This window comes from Streptomyces sp. NPDC026394 (genome assembly GCF_055567735.1).
In genome coordinates this window covers 351,710-376,035 of the sequence record NZ_JBVHPX010000006.1, presented here as the reverse complement: position 1 = coordinate 376,035, position 24,326 = coordinate 351,710, and the positions used below count along the sequence as shown (strand labels likewise).

23 protein-coding genes are annotated in these 24,326 nt (G+C 74.7%); 11 read left to right on the top strand and 12 right to left on the bottom strand.

Features of this window, described 5'->3' with window-relative positions:
• Positions 1-27 precede the first annotated feature (27 nt).
• The 6 genes from ACZ4QV_RS17655 to ACZ4QV_RS17630 all read right to left on the bottom strand — a co-directional run bounded on the left by ACZ4QV_RS17655 (position 28) and on the right by ACZ4QV_RS17630 (position 5,694).
• Entirely contained in the window at positions 28-660 is a 633-nt protein-coding gene (locus ACZ4QV_RS17655) for a TIGR03086 family metal-binding protein (RefSeq protein ID WP_361148607.1), read from the bottom strand.
• On the bottom strand, positions 660-1,010 hold the full coding sequence (locus ACZ4QV_RS17650) for a VOC family protein (protein WP_361148605.1): 351 nt from the start codon (positions 1,008-1,010) through the stop codon (positions 660-662). Before ACZ4QV_RS17650 ends, ACZ4QV_RS17655 begins: the two co-directional genes overlap by 1 nt.
• Positions 1,011-1,156: 146 nt before the next feature.
• Positions 1,157-2,320 carry a CapA family protein gene (locus tag ACZ4QV_RS17645; RefSeq protein WP_361639085.1) on the bottom strand — a complete coding sequence of 388 codons (1,164 nt, stop codon included), beginning with the start codon at positions 2,318-2,320 and terminating at the stop codon, positions 1,157-1,159.
• An 89-nt stretch (positions 2,321-2,409) separates the two neighbouring features.
• Positions 2,410-3,285 carry a methyltransferase domain-containing protein gene (locus tag ACZ4QV_RS17640; RefSeq protein ID WP_361148601.1) on the bottom strand — a complete coding sequence of 292 codons (876 nt, stop codon included), beginning with the start codon at positions 3,283-3,285 and terminating at the stop codon, positions 2,410-2,412.
• An 81-nt stretch (positions 3,286-3,366) separates the two neighbouring features.
• Entirely contained in the window at positions 3,367-4,848 is a 1,482-nt protein-coding gene (locus ACZ4QV_RS17635) for a bifunctional phosphatase PAP2/diacylglycerol kinase family protein (RefSeq protein ID WP_361581831.1), read from the bottom strand.
• A 390-nt stretch (positions 4,849-5,238) separates the two neighbouring features.
• Positions 5,239-5,694 (bottom strand): CBS domain-containing protein, encoded by a 456-nt coding sequence (locus ACZ4QV_RS17630; RefSeq protein WP_361148597.1) that lies wholly within the window; start codon positions 5,692-5,694, stop codon positions 5,239-5,241.
• 409 nt (positions 5,695-6,103) lie between these two features.
• Between ACZ4QV_RS17630 and ACZ4QV_RS17625 the strand changes: the two genes are divergently transcribed.
• Both ACZ4QV_RS17625 and ACZ4QV_RS17620 read left to right on the top strand, forming a co-directional pair.
• Positions 6,104-6,385 carry a DUF6158 family protein gene (locus ACZ4QV_RS17625; protein ID WP_467763110.1) on the top strand — a complete coding sequence of 94 codons (282 nt, stop codon included), beginning with the start codon at positions 6,104-6,106 and terminating at the stop codon, positions 6,383-6,385.
• 284 nt (positions 6,386-6,669) lie between these two features.
• Positions 6,670-7,104: a VOC family protein gene (locus tag ACZ4QV_RS17620; RefSeq protein WP_361581826.1), complete on the top strand. Its 435-nt coding sequence runs from the start codon at positions 6,670-6,672 to the stop codon at positions 7,102-7,104.
• A 42-nt stretch (positions 7,105-7,146) separates the two neighbouring features.
• On the opposite strand, the gene ACZ4QV_RS17615 is transcribed toward ACZ4QV_RS17620, so the two are convergent.
• A complete protein-coding gene (locus ACZ4QV_RS17615) occupies positions 7,147-8,238 on the bottom strand; it encodes an enolase C-terminal domain-like protein (protein WP_361148592.1) in 1,092 nt (363 codons plus the stop codon).
• A gap of 366 nt (positions 8,239-8,604) precedes the next feature.
• Between ACZ4QV_RS17615 and ACZ4QV_RS17610 the strand changes: the two genes are divergently transcribed.
• Positions 8,605-9,465, top strand: a complete 861-nt coding sequence (locus tag ACZ4QV_RS17610; RefSeq protein ID WP_361581821.1) for a SigB/SigF/SigG family RNA polymerase sigma factor — start codon at positions 8,605-8,607, stop codon at positions 9,463-9,465.
• Positions 9,466-9,499: 34 nt separating this feature from the next.
• Here ACZ4QV_RS17610 and ACZ4QV_RS17605 read toward each other — a convergent pair whose 3' ends face one another.
• The gene (locus tag ACZ4QV_RS17605) at positions 9,500-10,903 is read right to left on the bottom strand and encodes a PAS domain-containing protein (RefSeq protein WP_361581818.1); all 1,404 of its coding nucleotides are present in this window, start codon (positions 10,901-10,903) and stop codon (positions 9,500-9,502) included.
• Between the two features lie 181 nt (positions 10,904-11,084).
• Between ACZ4QV_RS17605 and ACZ4QV_RS17600 the strand changes: the two genes are divergently transcribed.
• From ACZ4QV_RS17600 to ACZ4QV_RS17590, 3 genes are all read left to right on the top strand, one after another.
• Positions 11,085-11,903, top strand: a complete 819-nt coding sequence (locus tag ACZ4QV_RS17600; RefSeq protein WP_361581815.1) for an ANTAR domain-containing response regulator — start codon at positions 11,085-11,087, stop codon at positions 11,901-11,903.
• Between the two features lie 219 nt (positions 11,904-12,122).
• Entirely contained in the window at positions 12,123-13,337 is a 1,215-nt protein-coding gene (locus tag ACZ4QV_RS17595) for an aminotransferase class I/II-fold pyridoxal phosphate-dependent enzyme (RefSeq protein ID WP_361581812.1), read from the top strand.
• Positions 13,338-13,537: 200 nt separating this feature from the next.
• Positions 13,538-14,617 carry an MBL fold metallo-hydrolase gene (locus ACZ4QV_RS17590; protein ID WP_361148582.1) on the top strand — a complete coding sequence of 360 codons (1,080 nt, stop codon included), beginning with the start codon at positions 13,538-13,540 and terminating at the stop codon, positions 14,615-14,617.
• Between the two features lie 167 nt (positions 14,618-14,784).
• Here ACZ4QV_RS17590 and ACZ4QV_RS17585 read toward each other — a convergent pair whose 3' ends face one another.
• Both ACZ4QV_RS17585 and ACZ4QV_RS17580 read right to left on the bottom strand, forming a co-directional pair.
• Complete coding sequence (locus tag ACZ4QV_RS17585; RefSeq protein ID WP_361148580.1) at positions 14,785-15,405, bottom strand: DedA family protein; 621 nt, start codon at positions 15,403-15,405, stop codon at positions 14,785-14,787.
• Positions 15,402-16,232 carry an MBL fold metallo-hydrolase gene (locus ACZ4QV_RS17580; protein WP_467763087.1) on the bottom strand — a complete coding sequence of 277 codons (831 nt, stop codon included), beginning with the start codon at positions 16,230-16,232 and terminating at the stop codon, positions 15,402-15,404. The genes ACZ4QV_RS17585 and ACZ4QV_RS17580 overlap by 4 nt, the downstream gene beginning before the upstream one ends.
• A 235-nt stretch (positions 16,233-16,467) precedes the next feature.
• Between ACZ4QV_RS17580 and ACZ4QV_RS17575 the strand changes: the two genes are divergently transcribed.
• From ACZ4QV_RS17575 to ACZ4QV_RS17565, 3 genes are all read left to right on the top strand, one after another.
• A complete protein-coding gene (locus ACZ4QV_RS17575; RefSeq protein WP_467763086.1) occupies positions 16,468-16,659 on the top strand; it encodes a hypothetical protein in 192 nt (63 codons plus the stop codon).
• Positions 16,660-16,713: 54 nt separating this feature from the next.
• Positions 16,714-18,837, top strand: coding sequence for a phage holin family protein (locus tag ACZ4QV_RS17570; protein ID WP_361581806.1), 2,124 nt, complete (start codon positions 16,714-16,716; stop codon positions 18,835-18,837).
• 87 nt (positions 18,838-18,924) lie between these two features.
• Positions 18,925-20,376, top strand: coding sequence for an amino acid permease (locus ACZ4QV_RS17565; RefSeq protein WP_361582018.1), 1,452 nt, complete (start codon positions 18,925-18,927; stop codon positions 20,374-20,376).
• 10 nt (positions 20,377-20,386) lie between these two features.
• Here ACZ4QV_RS17565 and ACZ4QV_RS17560 read toward each other — a convergent pair whose 3' ends face one another.
• Entirely contained in the window at positions 20,387-20,830 is a 444-nt protein-coding gene (locus ACZ4QV_RS17560) for a helix-turn-helix domain-containing protein (RefSeq protein ID WP_361148574.1), read from the bottom strand.
• A gap of 93 nt (positions 20,831-20,923) precedes the next feature.
• Here ACZ4QV_RS17560 and ACZ4QV_RS17555 point away from each other — a divergent pair, with 93 nt between their 5' ends.
• Together ACZ4QV_RS17555 and ACZ4QV_RS17550 are read left to right on the top strand one after the other, a co-directional pair.
• Positions 20,924-22,729, top strand: a complete 1,806-nt coding sequence (locus ACZ4QV_RS17555; protein WP_361581803.1) for an FAD-dependent monooxygenase — start codon at positions 20,924-20,926, stop codon at positions 22,727-22,729.
• 180 nt (positions 22,730-22,909) lie between these two features.
• The gene (locus tag ACZ4QV_RS17550; protein ID WP_361148526.1) at positions 22,910-23,311 is read left to right on the top strand and encodes a nuclear transport factor 2 family protein; all 402 of its coding nucleotides are present in this window, start codon (positions 22,910-22,912) and stop codon (positions 23,309-23,311) included.
• A 37-nt stretch (positions 23,312-23,348) separates the two neighbouring features.
• Here the strand turns inward: ACZ4QV_RS17550 and ACZ4QV_RS17545 are convergent, their stop codons facing one another.
• A complete protein-coding gene (locus ACZ4QV_RS17545; RefSeq protein WP_361581721.1) occupies positions 23,349-24,170 on the bottom strand; it encodes a helix-turn-helix domain-containing protein in 822 nt (273 codons plus the stop codon).
• Positions 24,171-24,326 lie beyond the last annotated feature (156 nt).

The window sequence follows — 24,326 nt, the reverse complement described above, 5'->3', positions numbered from 1 at the left end:
GGGCGAAGCCCGGAGCGTGACGGCTGGTCAGGCTCCGCCCGGCCAGGCGGGGGAGCGGCCGAGGAGGGCCAGGACCCGGTCCAGGACGGGCACCGGGCCGGCGCCGGCGGCGGGAGCCTCCCGTACGGGCCCGAAGGCGGCGCCCGGCTCCTCCCGCGCCGCGCCGCCGGGCACGGCGCGGGCGATCTCCAGGGCGGGCGTCAGGACCTCCGCGGGGAAGGTGACCGTCGTCCCGAGGGACCTGGCCACGTCCCAGGCGTGCACGACGGTGTCCACGAAGTGGAAGCCGATGCCCCGATGCGCCCGGACCGTGACGCCCGGCCCCAGCTCGGGCAGCGCGAACCGGCGCTGCGGCACGCCGGGTTCGGCGAACGCGGCGACCACCTCGCGTGCCGAGGCCGCGAACGCGGCCCCGGGCGCGTCGCCCGCCGGACGGGGCGCGAAGTCGGCGGCCGAGGTGACCTGTCCGCGTGCGGCGGCGGCGAAACCGAGGTTCTGACCCGTCATGTGGGCGACCAGCCGGCCGAGGTCCCAGGCGGCGCACGGCGTGGGCAGCCCGAAGTGCTCGGGACGTACCCGCCACACCAGTTCGGTGGCGGTGTCCAGCACGGCGCGGTGCAGGGGGCGTAAGTCGGCCGCCGGTGCCGGGGCGCCGGACATCAGGCCGCTCTCCGGTCGACGTATTCGAAGACCGACCCGTCCGGGTGGCGGGCGACGAGGTTGCGGCCGATCGGCGTCGGCAGCGGGCCCGCGATGATCTGTGCGCCGACCGCCGTCAGGTCGGCCACCGCGTCGTCCACGTCCTGGACCGCGAGCGTCGCGGTGATCTTGCTGAGCACCGACAGCTGCGCCTCCGGGCCGCTCATCAGGAAGAAGCAGCCGACGGCGGCGACCGAGACGCCGCCGTGCTCGAAGCGCATCGCCTCGGCGCCGGTCAGCCGTTCGTAGACACCGATCGCCGCGTCGAGGTCGGCCACGCACACCCGCAAAGAGGTCCCCAGAATGTCCATGGAACGAGCGTAGTTGGGGTGCCCCGCCGTACGCGATCAGTTGGGTGATTCCGTGGGGAATCGGGGTGCGGCCCTGTCGGTCCGGTCGGTCCGGCCAGTCTGGTCGGTCCCGTCGATTCTGCCGGTCCTGTCGGCCCGCCGGACGGTCAACCGGTCATCGACAGGCCGTCGTCGGCGCCGCCGCGGGAGAGGACCACCTCGCGTACGGCGTCCCGGGCCCGCGCGTGCGCCGGTCCGCCGGGCGCGCCGCCGGTCAGCGGGACGACGCGGAACGCCTGTTCCACATCGGTGAGTTGCGGGGTGAACTCCGCCTTGGTCACCGTCCAGCGCCGGCCCGCCGCGTCCGGCGGCGCGAAGGTGAAGCGGGCCATCGAGCTCTGGTTGCCGCGGGGGTCGACCGCGCCCTGCGGGTTGTACATGTAGCCGGCGAGCTGGTCGCCCATGCCGTACACGACCCAGGTGCCGTTGACCTTCTCGTACGCCTGCGGGACGTGGGCGTGGGTGCCGAGGAGGAGATCGATGTCGGGGCGGCCGCCGGTGCGGGCGGCGGTGAGGGCGTGGGCGAGCGTCTGCTGCTGCTCGTCGGGTTCCTGCTGCCACTCGGTGCCCCAGTGGAGGCTGACCACGACCACGTCGGCGCCCGCGCGCCGGGCGGCCCGCGCGTCGGCGAGCATCCGGTCCCGGTCGATGAGGTTGACCGACCAGGGCTGTCCTTCGGGGACGGCGATGCCGTTGGTGCCGTACGTGTACGCGAGCTGGGCGACCTTCGCCCGCCCGGCCTCGAGGAGAGTGGGCCGGCCGGCCTCGTCGGCGGTACGGGCCGAGCCGGCGTGCCGTACCCCCGCCGCGTCCAGGGCGTCGAGGGTGCGGCGGATTCCGGCGGGGCCGTCGTCCAGGGTGTGGTTGGAGGCGGTGGAGCAGGAGTCGTAACCGGTGGCCTTGAGCGCGGCGGCGACCTGGGGCGGCGACTTGAACGCGGGGTAGCCGGTGAACGGGCCGCCGTCCTCGCCGTACACCGTCTCCATGTGGCAGATCGCGAGGTCGGCACCGGAGACCAGGGGCCGGACACCGGCGAGCATCGGGCCGAAGTCGTGGCCGCGGCCGTGTGCGTCCTTGCGGGCCTGCTCGATGATCTCGGTGTGCGGGAGCACGTCGCCGGTGGCCAGGAGGGTGAAACCGCCGGACGCCGCGGCCCGCGCGGGCTGCCCGGAGGTCGCGCCGTGGCGTCCCGCGGCGGGCTGCTGGGGACCGCAGCCCGCCGCCAGGAGTGCCAGTACGGCCAGGGCGGCCGGTCCGTGCGTTCTTGTCACGGATTCTTCATACCGGGGGGAACCGGGGAGTTCGCGCTGGTTGTGGCGGTCGGGTCACGCCCCGTACGGAGGCATGCCCGGCGGGCGCCTCACACCCGGCAGAGGATCTCGCCGTTCAGTACGCTGAACCAGGCGTCCTCCCGCGCGCCCCACTCCCGCCACGCGCCGGAGATCCGGTCCAGCGCGGCCTCCGTGGCGTGGCCGCCCTCCACTGCGCGCCGGGCGTACGCGGAGGCCACGGTCCGGTCCGCCCACAGGCCGCTCCACCAGGAGCGTTCCTCCGCTGTCGCATAGCACCACGCGCTCGCCGTCGAGGTGATCGCGGCGTCGGCGAAGCCGGCCTCCCGGGCCCAGGCGCGCAGGCGCCGCCCCGCGTCCGGCTCGCCGCCGTTGGCGCGGGCGACCCTGCGGTACAGGTCCAGCCAGTCGTCCATGCCCTCGGTCGCCGGATACCAGGTCATGGCCGCGTAGTCGGCGTCCCGTACGGCGACCACGCCGCCCGGCCTGGTGACGCGCCGCATCTCGCGCAGCGCCTGGACCGGGTCGCCCACGTGCTGGAGGACCTGGTGGGCGTGGGTGACGCAGAAGGAACCGTCCGGGAAGTCCAGGGCGTGGACGTCGCCGGTCACGAAGCGGACGTTGTCCAGGCCGCGTCCCTCGGCGGTGGCCCGCGCCTGCTCCAGTACGTCCGGTGCGTGCTCCAGCCCGGTGACCCGGCCGTCCGGCACCAGCGCGGCCAGGTCGGCCGTGATGGTGCCGGGGCCGCAGCCGATGTCCAGGATCTCCATGTGCGGCTCGATCGCGTCCAGCAGGTACGCCGCCGAGTTGGCGGCGGTGCGCCAGGTGTGCGAGCGCAGGACGGATTCGTGGTGCCCGTGGGTGTACACGGCGGTCTCGCGGTGGCCCGGGGGACGAGCGGCGGACCCGCGGGGCTCCTGGGTGTGGACGGCGGACTCGTGCGGCATGGCGGACGGCTCCTTCGCGCTCCCGGTCTGCAGGTGTGAGCACCGTACGCCGGGCAACCGCATGATGAGAACACCGTCTCGTCATTCGGGCAGCAGGCGGTAGACGGTCAGCGCCTCGTTCTCCTTGCAGATCGTCAACTCACGGGGGGCGGGCGCCACTTCACCGTCGTACGCCAGCACGCTGCCCTCCGTCAGGCCGCCCAGGCGGACCGACCGCATCCGGGACTCGCTGAGCACGGGGGAGTGGCGCAGCGCACCCGTCAGGGCCGCGGTCAGCAGCCGCGTACGGGCCAGCCGCCCGCCGTGCACCACCCGTACGTCCAGCACGCCGTCCGCCAGGTCGTGCCGGCGCACCGGCGCCAGCCCCAGCCCGCGGTACGCGCAGTTGCCCGCGAACAGCAGCCACAGCTCCCGCCGTTTCCCGTTCACCTCCACCGTCACCGGGTCGGCCGTCCGCAGCACCTTCCAGGCGGCCAGCACCCCGGCCGGCCAGGCGCCGATCCGGCTCGCCCACTCCTCCCGTACACGCACCAGCTCCGGGTACGCGCCGACGGAGAAGGTGTTGAGGAAATAGGTGGGGTCCTCGCCCGGCGCGGTGCGGAACCCGGCCAGGTCCACCGCGACCGCCTCACCGCTCTCCACCGCCCGGGCGGCATCCGTCAGCGTCTCGATGCCCAGGTCGTACGCGAAGTGGTTGCGGGTGCCGCCGGGCAGCACCGCCAGCGGCAGGCCGTGCCGCACGGCGACCGCCGCCGCGGCGCAGACGGTGCCGTCCCCGCCCAGCACGCCCAGCGCGCCGCCGGCCCGCGCGGCCTGTTCGGCGGCCTCCTCCAGCGCCTTGTCCATCGGCGGGGACTCCGGGTCGCCGCACAGCACCACCTCGGCCTCCGGCAGTACGCCCCGCACCTCCTGCACCCGGTCGGGCCGCTGCCCGGTGCGCTGCCCGGACGCGTGGTTGGCCACCACGAACAGCCCGCGGCCGCCCGGCAGCGAGGGCGCGTCGGCCGCCGGGCGCGCCGGGGGCGCCAGCTGCGCCCGGGTCGGCGCGAGCCCGCGCACCGCGAGGGCGGCACCCACACCGAGCGCGGTTCCCGCCAGGACGTCACCGGGATAGTGGACGCCCGTGTAGACGCGGGAGAACGCGACGGAGGCGGCGACCGGCGCCAGCGCCAGGCCCCACCACTTGTTCTCGAACGCGACGCCCGTGGCGAAGGCGGCGGCGGACGCCGCGTGGCCGGAGGGGAAGGAGGTGGTGAAGGGCTGCCGGTTCAGCTGCCGTATGACGGGTACCGCGTCCAGCAGCGGCCGGTGGCGCCGCACCGAGCGCTTGCCCAGGGTGTTGACCGTCGCCGACGCCGCGGCCAGCGAGGCCACCCCGCGCAGCGCGGCCCTGCGCATCGGCCGGCCGCCCAGGGCGGCCGCGCCCGCCGCGATCCCCATCCACAGCAGCCCGTGGTCGGCGGTGCGCGTCAGCCGTGGCAGCACGCGCTGCGCGCCCGGCCAGTGCCGTGACGCGACACTGTCGAAGATCTCGCGGTCCCAGGTACTCAGCAGCTTTCGCATGGGCCACCTGTACCCCGAAGAAGGGGGCACATACAGCAGCCCCACCGTTCCCCGCGTCGTCCGTTTCATCGGCAGCCGCTCCCGTCGGTCGGATCGGTGGTACTCGGGTGGGCCCCCGTGGGCCCTGGTCGGTTCCGGTGCGCTGTGGTCGGGCCCGGTCAGCTCCGGTGGGCCCTGGTCGGCTCCGGTGGGCCCGGTGGCCTGGGTGGCCTGGGTGGGCCCGGTGGCCGCGGTGGACTGTGAGCCCGGTGGCCGTGACGGGCCCGGCGGCCCCGGACGGCGGGGCCGTGACCGCGCGGCCCGGCTACGGCTCGGCCGGCTCAGCCCACCCAGCCAGGCCCGGCCCAGCCCGCCCGACCCGCCCGGCCCGGCCCGGCTCGCCGCCCGGTCTCAGGCGAGCCCCGGCCCTCCGTTCCCGGTGTCCGGCCAACTGTCCGGGGCGGCCCTGCTGATGTCCGCTAGCGCCGAGTCCGGGTCCTGGGCACGGGCCAGGTCGCCGATGCTGACCACCCCCACCGGCGTCCCGTTCTCGACCACCGGCAGCCGCCGCACCGCGTTGGTGCGCATCAGCGTGACCGCCTCGCTGATCCGGTCGTCGGGGCCGACGCAGACCGGCTCGGGGGTGCACACCGAGCGGCAGGACACGGCGAGCGGGTCGACCCCGTCGGCCACCGCGCGCAGCGTGATGTCCCGGTCGGTCACCACCCCCAGCAGCACGCCGTCCTGCGTCACCAGGACGTCCCCGATGTCCTGGGCGCGCATCAGCTGCGCCGCCTCGACGAGCGAGGCGTCCGGCAGGACCGCCGCGACGTCCGGGGTCATGACGTCCCTTACGAACTGTGCCATGGCTGTTCGCCTTCTCTCGGTCGGGCCGGCGGGCGGCAGGAGGGGCCGCGGCGGCCGGGGCGGGCCCGGGGTACGGGAGCGCCCCGGGAACCGTCACCCCGGGGCGTCGTGCGGGAGCACGCAGACGGCGCCGTACCCGCCGTGGCGGCGCCGGTCGCCGCGCCGGGCCGGAGCGGTCCTCGTACGATCGAAGGAGGCGACCGGACGGACCGGATGGTCCGAGGTACCGGAACGGCCCGCGGGGCCGGGGCCCGGCCTGGTAGTGAGTGGGGTGAGGAATCCGAGTTCCATGCCTGCCTCCGGGGCTCGCTCCGAGCCTGCCGCCGGACGTGTCCGGGTGGTTGTGCGAGCGGGTACCCGAAGGGACGCACCCGACACGGAGGGAGAAACCCCGATGCCGTCCCACGACATGCCCACGGACCCCCCGCGGCCCGCGGAGACGAAGGCTGCCGCACCGGGCACCGCGACCCTGGGAGTCCCGCCCGCCCGGCTCGACGAACAGCAGCTGCTGCGCGAGCTGGAGACCATCCACCGCACCCGCCACGACACTCTCCTGCACGGTTCCACCGACGCCCTGACCACCCACAACGCGCGCATGGCGGAGCTGGAGGGCGAGTACCTGCGCCGCCATCCGCGCCGCTGGGTCGCCTCCGGCCGCACCCGTTCCGGTGCCCGTGCCCGTACCGGCTGACCACCCCGTGACACCGCCCCTCGGCCCCGTCCGGTGACATCGGGACGTTTGACCGGGGCACCGGGCAGGTACCCGGTCACCGGCCGAGCGGCCACGGAGAAGGCCCCGGGAGCCAGGGCGACGGGGCAGTGGGAAAGAGCGCCCGGGTGCGGAATGTGGGGTTCCGTGCCCGGGCCTCTTTCGTGCTCCGTGCACCGGACCCCACCCCGTCCGGCCGGTTCGCCGCCATGCCGTGGTCCAATGCGGTGACCGGCCGCCGGCCGGCGGCTGTCAGGGAGGGACACATGGCGGACATCTGGCACACCACGGCAGGCGCCACGCCACAGGAACCGGGCGCGCCCGCACGGTTCAAGGACCTGGCTCTGGACGCCCGCGACCACCACGCTCTCGCCGACTGGTGGTGCGCGGCCATGGGCTACGTCCGCCGCCCGCCCGCGACGGACGAGGAGCAGCCGCGCGCCTGGCCGGTCCCGATCGTCGATCCCGCCGGCACCGGCCCGCTGATCTGGATCAACCCGGTCACCGAGCCCAAGTCCGTCAAGAACCGGATGCACCTGGACGTCTGGGGCGACACCGACCGCCTGCTGCGGCTGGGCGCGACCCTGGTACGCAAACGTGACGAGGACATCGCCTGGGACATCCTCGCCGACCCGGAGGGCAACGAGTTCTGCGTCTTCGCGCCTCCGGAGGCCACCAGCGGGCCCGCCGACGGGAGTTGACGGACGGACATCGGCGCGTCCGCCCGGGCACCCGCCCGCCCCTCACAGCACCCGGTACGGCGTAGCTTCCTCGTGGCGGAACTGGAGGCCGTGGCCCGGCAGTTGTTTCGTGCCGGGGCGGACTGTGCCGCCGGACGGGTCGAGGACGCCGTCGAAGAACATCGACTCGATGCGTACGTGGTCGTGGAACCACTCGATGTGCCGCAGGTTGGGTACGCAGGCGGCCGGGTGGGCGTGGACGTGTGGTGCGCAGTGGGCGGAGACCTCCAGGCCGTGGGCCTCGGCGAGGGCCGCGGCGCGCAGCCAGACCGTCAGGCCGCCGCACCGGGTTGCGTCGATCTGGAGGCAGTCCACGACCGGGGCCAGGCGCGCGAAGTACGGCAGGTCGTAGCCGTACTCGCCGGCTGTCACGTCGCACACGACCAGGTCACGGACGACCCGCAGGCCCTCCAGGTCGTCGGAGGAGACCGGTTCCTCGAACCAGCCGACGCCCTGGTCGGCGAGTGCCCGGCCGACCCGTACGGCCTGCTTGCGGGTGTACGCGCCGTTGGCGTCCACGTACAGCTCGGCGCGCGGTCCGATGGCCGTACGGGCGTTGCGTACGCGGGACAGATCGCGCTCGACGGCGCGGCCCCACTCCTCACCGATCTTGATTTTGACCCGTTCGATGCCCTGCCCGTGCACCCATCCGTTCAACTGCGTCGCCAGGTGGGTGTCGTGGTACGTGGTGAACCCGCCCGACCCGTAGACCGGCACCGCACTGCGTACGGCGCCGATCAGATGCAGCAGCGGCAGTTCCAGCAGCCGCGCCTTGAGGTCCCACAGGGCGATGTCCACCGCGGACAGCGCGCAGGCGACCAGCCCGGGCCGGCCGGCGTTGCGCACCGTCCGGCTCATGGCCTCGTAGGTGCCCTGGACGTCCAGCACGCAGCGGCCGAGGACCGGACGGGTGAGCAGGTCGCGGACGACCGAGCCGGTGTCGGCGGCGGCGTAGGTCCAGCCCAGCCCGGTGGTCGTCCCGGAGCGGGCCTCGACGACGATGACGGTGGTGGTGTCCCAGGCGAGGGTGCCGTCGGCTTCCGGCGCGTCGGTGGGGACGGTGTAGGCGGTGACGTCCAGCCGCTCGACTTTCATTGACGGAGGGCTCCTCTTCGGTCTCGGTGCGGGCCCGGGACCGGCCCTCGTTCCTGCCGCTCCGGCCGCTCGCAGGGGGTTCCGCCGGTACGCGTACACCGTCGGCCGGCCCGGCCGCCCGGCCGGTGACCGGGGGCAGCAGGCCGTCCCGCACGGGTTACCTGACCCGCGGGCCGGAAACCTCCCGTGCCGGTGTGTGCCGCGGCCGATTCGGCCCGCGAGGCGTTTACCGGCACCGGCTCCGGGCACGCGATCCGTGTGCTTCGGACCGGAGGCACGCCCGTGGGAGCGAACCTGCTCTCCGAGCGTGCACTCCGGCTGCGCTCCCGCGGAGGACCCCAGTCCACCGATCAGGGAGCCGGGACCATGCCCTCTGTACGCACACATCATCTCGCGAGTACCCAGCGCGGCCGGCCCACCGACCGCCCGCCGGGCCCGCGCCGCACCCAGAAGAAGCACCCGCACGACGACGCGCCGGACACCGGCGCCGACTTCCGCAAGCTGACGGCGCTGCCCGACGGGCCGGAGCGGGACGCGCTGCGCCAGAGCATCGTCTGTGCCTGGCTGCCGATGGCCGAACGTCTCGCGCGGCAGTTCCGCAACCGCGGCGAGACCACCGAGGACCTGACCCAGGTCGCCTCGCTCGGCCTGGTCAAGGCCGTGGACCGGTACGACCCGGACCGCGGCTGCGCGTTCGAGAGCTTCGCCGTGCCGACCATCGTCGGCGAGGTCAAGCGGCACTTCCGCGACCACATGTGGGGCCTGCACGTGCCCCGGCGTGTCCAGGAACTGCGCAACCGCGTCCGTACGGCCACGCTGGAGCTCACCCACGCGCCCGACGACCACCGCCCCGCCGCCGGGGACATCGCCCGTCACACCGGTATGACGCTGGAGGAGGTACTGCTCGGCATGGAGGCGCTGGAGAGCTACTCGACGCTCTCGCTGGACGCCGAACTGCCCGGCGCGGACGACGGGTACGCCATCGTGGACACCCTCGGCGGCCCGGAGCCCGGCTTCGACCTCGTCGTGGACCGCGAGGCGGTCAGGCCCAAGCTGCAGATGCTCCCCGAGCGCGAGCGGCAGATCCTCTACCTGCGCTTCTTCTGCGACATGACGCAGAGCCGGATCGCCGACCGACTCGGCATCTCGCAGATGCACGTCTCCCGCCTCATCAACCGCACCTGCACCCGGCTGTGCGACCAGGTGGGCGAACGGGAAGCGGCCTGAGGCCAGGGCCCGGGGCTCATCGACAGCCCAGGGTTCAGGGGTGCAGCGCGCGCCCCAGGTGGCGGGCCAGCCGGTCGACGGCGCCCGCCTCCGCCAGGCTGAACGCCCGCCGTCCGCCCGTGCGCAACAGGGTCAGGACACCGCGCACCGGCCCCGTCCTCGCCCGCAGCGGCACGCACAGCAGCGAGGTCACCTCGGCGCGGGCCAGGATCGGCGCCCCCGCGGGGTCGTGACCGAACGCCCCGAGATCCTCCGGACGCACCTGGAGGGTGGCGTTGCCCGCGCGGGCCGCCTCGACCACGACCGGGCAGTCCCCGGGGAGCTGCGCGGCCAGGACGGCCGCGAGGTCGTCCGGGGAATGCGGACCGCCGGTGCCGCGCGGGCCCGTCGCGCCGTCCGCCGCCGGGCCGTACGCCTCGTCCCCGGCGTACGGCCCGGGTCTCTCCGGCCCGTGCGCCGCCACCCGCACCAACGGCCCCCCGCCGCGGGTCACCAGATCGGCCGTCACCCAGTCGGCGAAGCGCCCGCGCAGCACCCGGCAGGCCCGGTCGAGCACGGCGGTGGGCTCCCGCGGCGCATCCAGGAGGGCCGTGGTCATGTCGTCGAGGAGGTCCATCAGTTCGGTGTTGCGGGTCACCTCGGACAGGCCGGGCCGCGACGTTCCCGTGCGGCCTGCTTCCCCCGTACGGCCTGCTTCCGTCGCGTGGTCCGGGTTCCCCGTGCGGTCCTCTTCCGTCGCGTGGTCCGGGTCCCCGGTACGTCCCGTTTCCGCCGTGCGGTCCGGGTCCCCCGTACGCTCCGCCTCCGCCGCGCGGTCCGGGGCCTCCGTACGCTCCGCGGTTCCGGGCCGCTCCGCCGCCACCGGCTCCGGGCCGGTGAGGAAGACGGTGAGGACGGACGTGCCCGGCTCGCCCTGGGGCCGCAGCGCCGTCATGGTGGCCCGCAACGACTCGTCCGCGCGCCGGACACCGTCCGGCGGCGGCAGCAGCCGTACGACCAGGCTGCGGTCGCCCTCGTTGCGGGCGACCGCAGCCACCTGGGAGCGGAAGGCGGCCCGTTCCTCGGGGACGAGCGAGGCGGTCAGCGGGCGGCCCGCGGCATAGCCGGCGCGCATGCCGAACAGCCGGGTGCCGGCGAAGTTCAGCCGCCGTATCACCGCGTCCGGGTCCAGCAGCACCACCGCGAACGGCATCCGCTGGAACAGCGCGCGCAGCAACTGCTGTTCCTCGGCGGCCCGCCGGGCGCCGTTGTCCCGGTCCGCCGGCAGGCTCCGTTCGAGGCGGGGCAGCATCACGTCGACGACGTGCTGGAGTTCGAAGAGAGCGGCGTCCAGGACGGACAGCCGCTCGGTGGAAGGCAAGGCGCGTGCGGCGCGCAGCTCTTCGACCCGTCTGCGGAAGTCCGCGAGTTCCGCAGCGACGCGCTCGACCTCGGCCATGCCCTCAACCTAACCGGTGCGCCACCGGACCGTACCCCGCCGGCGCCAAGCCGACCGGGGACCGGGCCCGGATACCCGAACTCGACGGGAAACAGGTGTTTTTGTCCGCCCGCACCGGGCAGCCGATCCAGTGCGGGGTCCATGACTTCCCGTCTACGGACCCGAAAGGACTGACCACACAGTGGACGCGACAACGCCGACCCGTACCCGCTTCGAGACCGGGACGCCGGACCTCGCCGAGGGGCCCTCCGCCCGCAGTCTCGCCCACCTCGCCGAGCAGGCCGCCCTGTGCACCCCGGACAGCTGCGGCGCCGCCGCGACGGTGAGTTCCGCCGACGGCACCGCCGAAGGGCCGACCGCGGTGACCCACCCCGACCTGTCCGCCCTGGTCAGTGTGCAGTGGGAGTCCGGTGAGGGGCCCATCCCCGCGGCGCTGGACACCGGCCGGGCCACCGGCACCGACGACCTGCTGCACGAGAGCCGCTGGCCCGAGTACCGCACCAAGGCACTGGAGGCCGGAGTACGCTCCAGCGCCACCCTCCCGTACCGCCGGGACGGCATCACCCTCACCCTCACCGTCTACGGCTTCCGGCCGGGCCTGAAGGTCGAGAAGGGCTGTACGGCGACGGACGTGCTGGGTGAGCTGGCCGCGACCGGACTGGCGCGGGAACGCCGCTACCGTGAGGCGCTCGTCGAGGTGGACCAGCTCGACACCGCCCTGCGCACCCGGCCGGTGGTCGACCAGGCATGCGGCATCCTCATGTACGTGCTGGGGTGCGACGTGGACACGGCCTTCGACACGCTGCGCCGACTGTCCCAGCGGACCAACCGCAAGCTGTCCGACCTCGCCGGCGCCCTGGTCCGTACCCGAGGACACGGGCTGGAGGCCGAGCTGCGGTGCCTCGGCGAGAAGGGCCGGCACCTCCACCGCGCGGCCGCCCGGGGCAAGCGCGCGGACTCCGCCGACACCGAAGCGCCGGACGACGGCCCCACACCGTAGCGGCGGCCGGAACCGCTGTCTCCGAAGGCCCCGCGCCCGGCCACCTCGGACGGAACCGCTGCCACGCGTGCCCGCCTCCCGCCGCGCCCGGACACCGGCACTCGGCCGACCGGTGACGTGTCGCCCCGCCTCCCTGCCCCCGCGATCTGCAAAGGTGGTCGGGGCCCGCACTCATGTGATGGGCCCACGATCGACCTGCCGTGGAGTGTGGAGGTACGGATGCAGCGGACGGCCCTGGATCCGGATCCGGCCCCGGAGCCGGATCCGCCGGCGGGGCTGCCGGTCCTCCCGGAACTCGCCGCACACCTCGCCGCCGCCGCGGACCGCACGGAACCCGAGCCGCCCGGCGGCTCCCGGCCCCTGCGCGCCGCCGCCTGTGACTACTGGGCGCGCCGCGGCCTGGAGACCGCGACGGAACGGGTGCTCGCCGCGCCGGGCGCGCCCGCCCTGCTCCTCGCGCTGCTCGCGGCCGCGGGCGGCGACGTGCTGCTGCCACGGCCCTGCGCCCAGTGGTACGCGCCGGCCGCCGGACTGCTCGGCCGGACGGTGCACCGCGTCCCCGTACCGGCCGAATCCGGTGGCGTACCGGACGCGTTCGCCCTGCTGGAAGCCGTACGCCGGGCCCGGCTGACCGGAGCGGGGCCACGGGTCCTGCTCGTCTCCGTGGCCGACGACCCCAGCGGCACCTGCCCACCGCCCGAGCTGGTGCACGAGGTGTGCGAGGCGGCAGCGGCGGACGGACTGTGGGTCGTCAGCGACGAGACCGGCCGCGACCTGCTGCACGATCCCCACGACACGGTGGTGCTGAGCCCGGCCGAGATGCTGCCGGACGACGTCGTCGTCCTGGCCGACCTGCGGGCCACCCTGGTACCGGCCTCCTGGCCCGCCGCACTGGCCCGCTTCCCGGACACCGGTCGCGGCGCCGCACTGCGCGCCGCGACCCTGGAACGGCTGGAAGCGCTGCGTACCCCGACGGCCGGGCCGGTCGCCGCCGCCGTCACCCACGCACTCACCGAACCGGAGCCCGTACGGGTCCGCACCGCCGCCGCTGCCCGGGTGCACGGCACGCTCGCCGGAACGCTGCACCGCATCCTCACGGAGGCGGGCGCCGTCTGCCGCCCGCCGCACGCGGGCAGTCACCTGTACGCCGACTTCGACCCGTTGCGCCCGGCCCTCGCCGCCCGGGGCATCACCGGTCCGGCCCCTCTGGAAGGCGCTCTCGCGCCCTGGGCGGCGCGCGGCGGGCACCGCTTCGGCGACGATCCGCGCGCGCTGCGTGTACGGCTGAGCACCGAAGTGCTGCTCGGGCCCGACGCCGACCACCGGCGCCGGGTCCTCGAAGCCCCCGACCCCTTGAGTCTTCCCCATGTAGCCGAGGCGCTGAGCGCTCTGTCCGCCACTCTTGCCGCGCTCGTGGACACCGGCTCCTCGTAGCCCGCCGGTCGTGCCGCCGCCGCGCGCCCTTCCGGCCCTCGTCCCCCCCGCCCCTCCTTCCCTCCGGTTCTCGCCCCTCCGGCCTTCGTCCCCTCCGGTACTCCTCCCCTCCGGCCTTCGTCCCCGGCCTCCGCCCGTACCCCGGTGGCCGTCCCGACCGGCAGCACGGCCGGTCATGCCCCACCGAATGGAGCCCCTCGATGACCGAACAGACCGAACGTTCCCTCACCGAGCCTCTCCCGCCGCCCGCCGGCCCGCACCCGGCCGGCGCCGCGCCCGCGCCGGTCCGCCCGCCGGGCGAGGTCCGCACCTGGCCCCGTGACTTCACCGACCGGCTCACCGCGCCGCTGCCCGGCGTACGCGCCCTGGCCCGCATCGCCCGCGAGGGCAAGCTGCGGCCGTCCGCCCAGGCCCTCCTGGACATCCCCGACCTGCCCTTCGAGCCCGGTCCGCTGCCGGAGCCCGGCCCCCGGGACATCGCCGTCACCTGGGCGGGCCACGCAAGCTGGGTGCTGCGCATCGGCGGCCTGACGGTGCTGACCGACCCCGTGTGGTCCCGCAAGATCCTGGGCACCCCGCCCCGCGTCACCCCGGTCGGCGTCCGCTGGCAGGACCTGCCGCCCGTCGACGCCGTCGTGATCAGCCACAACCACTACGACCACCTCGACGCCCCCACCCTCAAACGGCTTCCGCCCGACACCCCGCTCCTGGTGCCCGCCGGACTCGCCCGCTGGGCCCGCCGGCGCCGCTTCACCCACGTCACCGACCTGGACTGGTGGGAGGCGGTCGAACTGCCGGGCCCCGCCGGGCCGGTCCGCTTCGACTTCGTCCCGGCCCACCACTGGAGCAAGCGCACCCTGACCGACACCTGCCGCTCGCTGTGGGGCGGCTGGGTCATGACGGCGCCGGACGGGCGGCGGGTGTACTTCGCCGGTGACACCGGGTACGGCCACTGGTTCGAGGAGATCGGCGGCCGGTACCGGGGCATCGACCTGGCGCTGCTGCCGATCGGCGCGTACGACCCGCGCTGGATGCTGCGTCCGGTGCACACCGACCCCGAGGAGGCGGTCCGCGCCTGCCAGGACGTGGGCGCCCGGGCGATGGCCCCGATGCACTGGTCGACGTTCCTGCTGTCCGCCGAGGCGCCCCTGGAGCCGCTGCACCGTGTACGCGCCGCCTGGGAGGCCGCCGGGCGCCCGCGCGCGGACCTGTGGGACCTGGCGGTGGGCGGCTCGCGCGTTCTGGAGGGCGGGGCGGGGGAGGGGGCGGTGGCCGGGTGATCCGGGGCCGCGTGCGGTGAGGTGCCGACGGCCGGGTGGGCGGGGGCGGCCGGGTGAGGCGGGGACGGCCGGTGGCTGGGTGTGGCAGGGCGGCCGCTCAGCGCGGGGGCGGCCGGTGGCCGGACGAGGCGGGGGCGGCCGGTGGCCGGGGAGGCGCGTGCGGCCGCTCAGCCGCCCCTTTCGTGGCGCAGCCTCCGCCACACCGCGGGTGCCCCGCTGACCACCAGCGTCAGACCGACCGCCGCCGCCACGCCCTGCCACGGCTCGCCGAACAGGGAGCCGCCCAGCAGGCCGATGAGCTGGTACGTCACCGCCCAGGCCAGACAGGCCGGCAGGTCACCGCGGGCGAAGCGCCGCAGCGGCATCCGGGACAGCAGGCACGCCAGCATCACCGGAATCCGCCCGGCCGGCACCAGCCGTGACAGGACGAGCACCAGCACCCCGTGCTCACGCAGCTTGGTCTGCGCCCGCGCCAGCCGTTCCGGCGCCGCGCGGTCGCGCAGCCGCTCCAGCCAGCGCGACCCGTTGCGGGACCGTACGCCGCGCTGCCCGAGCCAGTACAACCCCAGGTCACCGAGGAAGGCGGCGAGCGCGGCCAGCCCGAAGACGATCAGCAGGGCCCACGGCGACCGCTGGTGGAAGGCCACCACCGCGGCGGAACTGACCACCGCGCCGGTCGGCACCACCGGCACCAAGGACCCCAGCACCACCAGCAGGAACAGCGACGGGTAGCCCACCACCTGCTGGGTCGTCTCGGGGGGCACGCCGCCCGCCAGCCCGCCCGTCACCGCGCCGCCGCCAGCCGTACGGACTCGCCGTGCGCGAGCCGGTGCACCGCCACCCGGGGCGCCAGCAGCCCGGCCTGCCGGGCGAACTCGTCACCGGGGGAGTGGAACTCGTGCGGGCGCACCGCGTCCAGGCCGATCGGCCAGTACGTGCCGTAGTGCACCGGCACCGCGCTGACCGGTGCCAGCCGGGCCGCCGCCTCGGCCGCGCGCCGCGCGTCCAGGTGGCCGTGCCCGAGGAACGGCCCCCAGCCGCCCACCGGCAGCAGCGCCACGTCGACGGCGCCGACCTCCTCGGCCATGGTGTCGAAGAGCCCGGTGTCGCCCGCGAAGTACGTCGTCGCCGCGCCGTGCACCACATAGCCGAGCGCCGGTACCCGGTGCGGGCCGTAGGGCAGCCGCCGCCCGTCGTGTGCCGCGTGCACCGCGCGGACGGTCACCTCACCGGACCCGTACCTGTACCCGTACCCGTCCGCGTCCGGATGCGCGGCGCGGACCGTGACCGTCTCGCCGGGCCGCAGCTCCGTGACCCGCAGCCCCCGCGCCGCAGCCACCCGCCGCAGCCCCGGTACCGCGGCGACGGCGCCGCACGGCACCACCACCCGGGTGCCCGGCCCGAGGCGGGCGAGGGAGGCGGGGTGCAGATGGTCGGCGTGCAGGTGGGAGACGAGTACGGCGTCGGCGCGGGCCGCGCCCGGCGGCGGCAGCTCGCCCCGGCGGCGCCGCAGGTGCGCCAGCCGCCGCGTGAACAGCGGGTCGGTCAGTAGCCGTACGCCCGAATCGGCGACCGTGACGGTGGCGTGTCCCCACCAGGTGACCTCCACCGCCACGATGACCTCCCGACCGGAAACGGAAACGGCGTGCCGCGCGCGGCGCACCCCCCCGCCCGCCCTACACCGCACCCTCCGATCCTGCCTCATCGCGCTCCGGCGCCGGCCAGGCCGGGCTGTGACCGGCGGCCGCCCCGCTCGCCGGCCCGCCGCCCGTGACGCTCACTTCCCCCTGGTTCCTGCCGATCCTGCCTGCGGCGACAGCCGACAACATGTCGGCGGCGGCGGACACGACGTGCCCGTCGGCACCGCGGGCGGGCAGCGCGCCGCCGCCCTCGGCTACCCACCCCAGATCGCCCGCGCCGCCGAACAACTGGCCTTCGAGGGCGCGCTCACCCCCACCGGTGTCAGCGGCACGCGCCGGGCCGGCCGCTGGTGCCGCCGTCCCACCGCGCTGTCAGTGGGCTGTGACACGCTGTATGCGTGATGCCCGGTGAGGGTGTCGGAGCGTGACGAGCGGCGGGAGCGAGGTGAGCGCGCCATGTGGCGGCCCCGGTGGCGGACGGCGGGCGGAGCCCTGCTGCGGGTGACGGCGGTCTGGGTGGTGTCGTCGCTGACGCTCCTGGTGCTCGCCGCCCTGCTGCCCGACTTCCGCCTCCAGTCCGCGAGCGGTGACAGTCTCACCCGTACGTTCCTCACCGCCGCGCTCGGCGCCGGAGCCTTCGGCCTGCTCAGCGCCCTGGTCTGGCCCCTGCTCGTACGGGCCCTGCTGCTGGTGCCCGCCCTCGTCCTCGGGCTGCTGGTCTTCTTCCTGAACGGCTCGCTGCTGCTGGTCGCCCTCGGACTGATTCCCGAGGGACGCGGCCAGGCCGCGCCCGAGACGGCCGTGATCGTCGCCGCCGTGATGTCCGCGACCTCGTCCGCCACCTCCACCTTCCTCGCGGTGCGGGACGACGACGCGTACCGCCGCCGCCTGGTGCGGCTGGCCGGCCGCCGGCACGGCCGCCGCCGCGGCGCCCCCGGCGACCCCGGGCCCATAGCGCCCGGCACGGTCTTCCTCCAGCTCGACGGCCTCGGCCACGACCTGCTGCGGGAGGCGACCAGCGGCGAGCGGCCCCTGATGGGGACGGTCGCGGACCTGATCGGCGGCACCCACCGGCTGACCCCGTGGCGTACGGACTGGTCCAGCCAGACCGGCGCCAGCCAGCTCGGCATCCTGCACGGCACCAACCACGACCTGCCCGCCTTCCGGTGGTACGAGAAGGAGACCCGCCGGCTGATCGTCAGCAACCGGCCCAGCGGCGCGGTCGAGCTCCAGAAGCGCGCCGAGGCCCGCACGGGCGACGCAGGCCTGCTCGGTTTCGACGGCGCGAGCCGCGGCAACCTCTTCAGCGGCGGCGCCGACCAGCTCGCCCTGGTGATGTCGGTGGCCGCCCGGCGCGGCCGGCACAACCGCTCCCGCGCCGGCTATTTCGCGTACTTCTCCGACCCGGCCAACGCGACCCGTACGGCGGTGTCCTTCCTCGCCGAGGTCTTCCGCGAGATCGGACAGTCCGTGCGGTCCCGGCTCCGCCGGGAGACGCCGCGCGTCAGACGCGGCGGTCTCTACCCGTTCGTCCGGGCCTTCGCGACCGTCGTCGAGCGCGACGTGGTGGTCGCCGCCGTCATCGGCGACCTGCTGGCCGGCCGTACGGCCGTCTATGCCGACCTGGTCGCCTACGACGAGGTGGCGCACCACTCCGGCCCCCGGCACCGCGACACCCACCAGGTGCTGCGCCGCCTGGACCGCGCCGTCGGGCTGATCGCCGACGCCGCGCAGTACGCCCCCCGCCGCTACCGCGTCGTCCTGCTCTCCGACCACGGCCAGAGCCCCGGCACGACCTTCCTGGACAGCTACGGACTCGGCCTGGAGGACCTGGTGCGGGCCGGCTGCGGCCTGCCCGTCTCCCGGCGCGCCGGGCGGACCGCGAGCGGCGCCGAGGCGCGCGAGGCGGCCCGCGCCGCGCTGCACCGCCCGGAGGGCGCGGAGGGCTGCGGCCCGTCCGACCCCGTCGTCCTGGCCTCCGGCAATCTGGGCCTGGTGTCCTTCCCCGACCTTCCCGGCCGGGTCACCCGCGAGGAGATCGAGCGCCGCCACCCGGCGCTGCTGGCCACCCTCGCCAACCACCCCGGCATCGGCTTCCTGCTGGTCCGTTCCGCCACGGACGGCGCCGTGGTGCTGGGGCCCGGCGGCGCCGAACACCACCTCGACACCGGCCGGATCGTGGGCCACGACCCCCTGGCCGGCTTCGGCGCGGGCGCCGCGGACGCCGTACGGCGCACGGACGGCTTCCCGCACACGGCGGACATCATGGTCAATTCCTCCTGCGACCCGGCCACCGGCGCGGTGCACGCCTTCGAGGACCAGATCGGCTCGCACGGGGGGCTGGGCGGCGAGCAGAGCAGCCCCTTCCTGCTGTGGCCCGCGGAGCTGTCCCCGCCCACCACCGACGGCACGGAACCGACCGGTGCCGAGCAGATCCACGCCATCCTGCGGCGCTGGCTGCGTGAGGTGGACGGGCCGCAGATACCCCTCGGGGGTCCGGCGGACGAACTGCGGCCGGGAGGGCCCGCGCCCGAAGTATTTTCACCGGCCGACGGTGCCGTGCGGGACAAAACCCGCTGATTTTGTGCAACGTTGCAGGTCGAAGACGATGAGCAGTCGCCCGGCACCTCCGGGCCCGCACAGCACGACGAGAGGCTCACCCCAGCCATGCACGACCGGCACACCCGCCGCTTCGGTCTAGGGACCGCCATCTGTCTGGTGATGGGAAACATCATCGGCGGCGGCATCTTCCTCCTGCCGGCCTCGGTAGCCCCCTTCGGCACCGTGAGCCTGGTCGCCTTCGGCGTCCTGACCGTCGGCGCCATCGCGCTGGCCCTGGTCTTCGGACGGCTGGCCGCCCGCCATCCGGACACCGGCGGCCCCTACGTCTACGCCCGTGAGGCGTTCGGCGACTTCGCCGGATTCCTGTCCGCCTGGTCCTACTGGACCATGACGTGGGTGAGCAACGCGGCCCTCGCGGTCGCCGCGGTCGGCTACGTCCACGTGCTCTTCCCCGGGCACGACTCCAAGGGCATGGACCTGCTGGTGGCGCTGGTCGCGCTCTGGCTCCCGGCGCTCTCCAACTTCGCCGGCACCCGCTACGTCGGCGCGGTCCAGCTCGTCTCCACCGTCCTGAAGTTCGTCCCGCTGCTCTTCATCGCGATCGTCGGGCTGTTCTTCTTCGACCCGGACAACCTGGGCTCCTTCAACGAGGGCGGCGGCAGCGCGATCGGCGGCATGTCGGCCGCCGCGGCCATCCTGCTCTACAGCTACGTGGGCGTGGAGTCCGCGGCGATGAGCGCGGGCGAAGTGCGCGACCCCGAGCGCAACGTGGGCCGCGCCACCGTCCTCGGCACGATCGGCGCCGCCGTCGTCTACCTCCTCGGCACGGTCTCGGTCTTCGGCACGGTCGCGCACGACAAGCTGGTGGACTCCAAGGCGCCGTTCTCCGACGCGGTCAACGCCATGTTCGGCGGCCAGTGGGGTGGCACGGTCATCGCGATCGCGGCAGTCGTCTCCATCGTCGGCGCGCTCAACGGCTGGACGCTGATGAGCGCCCAGTCGCCGTACGCCGCCGCCAAGGACGGCCTGTTCCCCGCCGCCTTCCTGAAGAAGCAGCGCGGCGTGCCGACCTTCGGCGTGCTGGCCGCCTCGGTGCTGGCCACCGCCCTGACCGTGCTCAACTACCTGATCGGCGCGGGCGGCGTCTTCGAGATCCTCGTCCTGATCACGACGTTCTCGGCGACCGTGCCCTACCTGCTCGCCGCGGGCGCCCAGATCTACTTCCTGCTGACCGGTGAGCGCGACAAGGTCCGCCCGGCCCGCTTCGTGCGGGACCTGGTGCTCGCGCTGGTCGCCTTCGGCTTCACCTTCTGGCTGGTGGCCGGCGCCGGATACGCCGCGATCTACCAGGGCGTGCTGTTCCTGTTCGCCGGCATTCTCGTCTACGCCTGGATGGCGGCCCGCCGCACGGGCCGCCGCCGTCGCGCGGAGGAAGCGGCGGCCGGGGTGCCCGCAGCGGCCGAGGTGCTCACCGCCGCCGGAGGACCGGTAGCGGCCGAGAAGCCCGCGGCCGTCGAGCAGCCCACAGCTGGAGGGGCGGCAGAGGCCGGGCGCTGACGGCGCGCCGTCAGCGGCCCAGCGCCTGCGTCACGTTCCGGTCCAGTTCCGCACGGAGCTGTGTGCACTCCCGTACCGGGTCGTCCTTCGGGCAGGTCAGCAGGTGGGCGAGGCGCTGCTGCGCGGCCTGGAGGTCCGCCACACGGTCCTCGATGAGCTGGATCGCACCGGTCAGCACCGCCCGCCCAGGAGGCCGCCGCACCCCGTCCGGCCCGCGTTCGCCGAGTGCGGCGGCGGTGTCCGCGAGGCTCAGCATCCCGCCGTGGTGCAGATGCTGGATCAGCGCGAGCCGTCGCAGCTCGCGGCGGCCGTAGTGCCGTACGTTCCCGCGGCGCCCGGCGGGCGGCAGCAGTCCCAGCTCGTCGTAGTACCGCAGCGTGGCCACCGACAGGCCGAAGCAGCGGGCCACTTCACTGATCGCATGCAGTTCGTCGTCCTCGTCGCGGGGCGGCACGGCCCCATCTTGCGCTCAAGTCGGCTTGAGCGTCCAGGCTGGGCGGACCGGGCCCGGCGACGGACCGGGCCGGGGGACCAAGGACGGTGTGCTGTGCGTCTACGCGACACGAAGACGGAAGCGGAGCCTGCGGCGGCGGGCCCGGAGGTGGCAGCGGGGGAGCGGCCGACGGCGGGGCGGCCGCTCCCCGCGACCGTTCCGGTGCTGGTGGTCGGTGCCGGGCCGGTCGGACTGACCACGGCGATGTTCCTGGCCCAGCGGGGCGTGCCCGCCCTCGTGGTGGACAAGCGGAACCCCTTCACGGGCCCGCCGCGGGCGATGAGCAGCATCCGCACACTGGAACTGCTCCGGGCGGCGGGCCTCCAGGACACCGTCGAACGGACCGGCTGGTACGGCCCCGAGCCGTTCCAGGCCGTCTTCGCGGACAGCGCGCTGGGCGGCGAGCGGCAGCACGTGGCGCCTCCCGAGCCGTACGTACGGTGGCTGCGGAACTGCAGTCCGGTCGACAGCCGGCTGGTGCTCAATCACCTCCAGATACAGCGGCTGGCGTCGGACGAGCTGCTGCGGTGCGGCGGCGACGTGCGGTCCGGCATCGCCGTGACCGGTCTCGAACAGGACGCGGACGCAAACGCGTATCCGGAATCGGACTCGGACTCGGACGGTGTACGGGTACGGCTCGCCGACACCACGACCGGCGAGGAGTACGGCATCACCGCGCGGTACGTGATCGGCGCCGACGGCGCGCACAGCACCGTACGGCGCCTCCTGGGCATCACCGTGCCCGACCGCGAGGTGGTCGCCCGGCTGCACACCGCCTTCTACCGTGCCGACCTGCCGACCGGGACGCCGGCCGGACTGCGCGAAACCGCGTGCTTCGTACGGAACGCGGACGTCTACGCGACGGTCTTCTGCGCGAACGGCCGCGACCGGTGGGTCTCCCACCTCATGGACTATCCGGACCGGCCGGACGACACGGACGGCATCGCGCCGCTCCCGACGGACCGCGCCCTGGCCCTGCTGCGGTCCGCCATCGGCGACCCCGGCCTGCCCGTCGACCTGACGGCGCTGAACGCCTGGGAGGCGGCCGTCGGCACGGCCTCGGCCTTCCGGCGCGGCCGGGTCTTCCTCGCGGGGGACTCCGCGCACGTACAGAGTTCGGCCGGCGGCCTCGGGATGAACACCGGCGTCCAGGACGGCCACAACCTCGCCTGGAAACTCGCCGCCGTGCTCCGCGGACAGGCCGCCGCACGGCTGCTGGACACCTACGAGCCGGAACGCCGCGCCGCGGTACGGGCCTCCCTCGCGCTCTCCCGCATCATGCACCAGGGCTACCGGTCCCTCGGCGGCGGCGACCCGAACGCGCTGTACGAGCTGGCCGTACGGGACTACATCCGGGCGATGATGCGCTACGCGTACCCCTCGGGTGCGGTGGTCCCGCCCGACGCCGCGCCCGCTCCCGACCTCCTCTCCGACCATGTGCACCCGGGCCACCGCCTGCCGCACCGCTCCCTTGAGACTCCTGAGACCCTTGAGTCCTTCAAGGCCCTTGAGACCCTTGAGAACGGCCGGACCTCCACCCTCGACCTCGTCGGCGCCGACTGGGCCCTGTTCGCCGGGCCGCACGGCGCGCCCTGGCTGCCCGCCGCCACGGAGGCGGCCGCCGCCCTCGGCATCACCCTGAGCGCGCACCGCGTCCCCGACGGCACCCTTCCCGGACTGGCGCCCGACGGAGCCGTACTCGTCCGCCCCGACCACTTCGTGGCCTGGCGCGCGGACCGCCTCGCCGCCGACCCGGGCACCGCCGTCGAACGGACGCTGGCCGCGCTGCTCGGCCAGGGGGACGAGCCGGACGCCCCCGGCGACCGACGGATCTCCCACGGACGTCCGACGGGCCTTTGACCATGGCAAACCGCCCCCAGGCCCGGCCCATTACCTGCCGGGTAATCGACCCTCCCGCCGCGTCCCGGCATCTTTGAGGCACCGGTTCACGGGCCGGCGCACTCCGGCCCGCGAACCGGCCCACCAGGAGCCGTGGCAGACCGCGGACCCGTATCAACGACGAGACACGAGGAGTCGGCCATGACGCAGACGGACACCCGGCAGGCGGGCACGGAGCGCTACGAGAACGCGGTCGAGCGGTACCTGGCGGCGTGGAACTCGGCCGGCCAGGACGCCGACGGCGCCGTCGAGGCCGTCACCACGGCCTTCACCGAGGACGCCACCTACACCGACCCGCTCGCCGACGCCGTGGGGCACGACCAGCTCGCCGCCGTCATCGCCGGGGTCCACGCCCGGTTCCCCGGGTTCGCGTTCCGGCGGCTGGGGACGCCGGACGGGCACCACGACCTGGTCCGCTTCGGCTGGGAACTGGTGGCACCGGACGGTTCGGCGCCGGTCGCCGGATTCGACGTCGCCACGCTCGCGGCGGACGGCCGGATCCGTACCGTCTCCGGCTTTCTGGACCGCGTGCCCGCCATGTGAGCCGGAGCAGCGGCCGCCCGCCGCGGGGGAGCGGGCGTCACGGCAGCCACGTCCGCAGGTGTCCGGCCGTCTCCGGGTCCGCCGGGAGGAAGGTCTCCAGGGCGAGTTCGGAGACGGTCACGTCCATCGGGGTGTTGAAGGTGGCGATCGTGGAGATGAAGGACAGCACCCGCCCGTCGTGTTCGACGACCATGGGCAGCGCGTACGGCGCGTGCCCGCCGTCCGCGGCCGTCTCCCGCCCGCCCTCGGGCAGCGGGTAGGCGCTGACCTCCTCGTAGACCGCACGGAGCGGCGCGGAGCGCATGACCGCCAACTGCCGCTGCATCTGCGTCAGCAGGTGCTCCCGCCACTCCAGGAAGTTGCGGATGCGCGGGGCGAGCCCGTCGGGGTGCAGGGTGACGCGCATGGCGTTCAGCGGCGGCTCCAGCAGCTTCGCGTCGACGCCCGCCATCATCGCCCGGATGCCCCGGTTCGCGGCGACGACGTGGTACGTGGCGTCCACGACCAGGGCCGGGAACGGCTCGTATCCCGTCAGCAGCCGCTCCATACCGGTGCGCAGCGCGTCCATCGACGGATCGTCCAAGGGGGTCTCCGGGAAGCCGGGGGCGTAACCGGCCGCGAGCAGCAGCGCGTTGCGTTCCCGTACGGGTACGTCGAGGTGTTCGGCCAGCCGGAGCACCATCTCCTGGCTGGGCCGGGCGCGGCCGGTCTCGATGAAGCTGATGTGCCGGGCGGAGGAGTCGGCGCGCAGGGCCAGGTCGAGCTGGCTGACGCGGCGCCGCACCCGCCACTCGCGCAGCAGCGCGCCCACCCCCGTCATGTCGGACGCCGTCTTCGAGGGGACCGCAGCAGTCGTCATGGGCCGAACCGTAACCGATCCCGTACGCCTGTACGGGGCGCGTCGGTACGGGCAGCGCGCGAGTCCGCCAAGGGCATGGCGGGGCACTGCCGGAAAGAATTCCCGAAAAAGGTCCGGCGGTCGTGTCGATCCGGCGGTCTCCCGTTCGACGCGGGG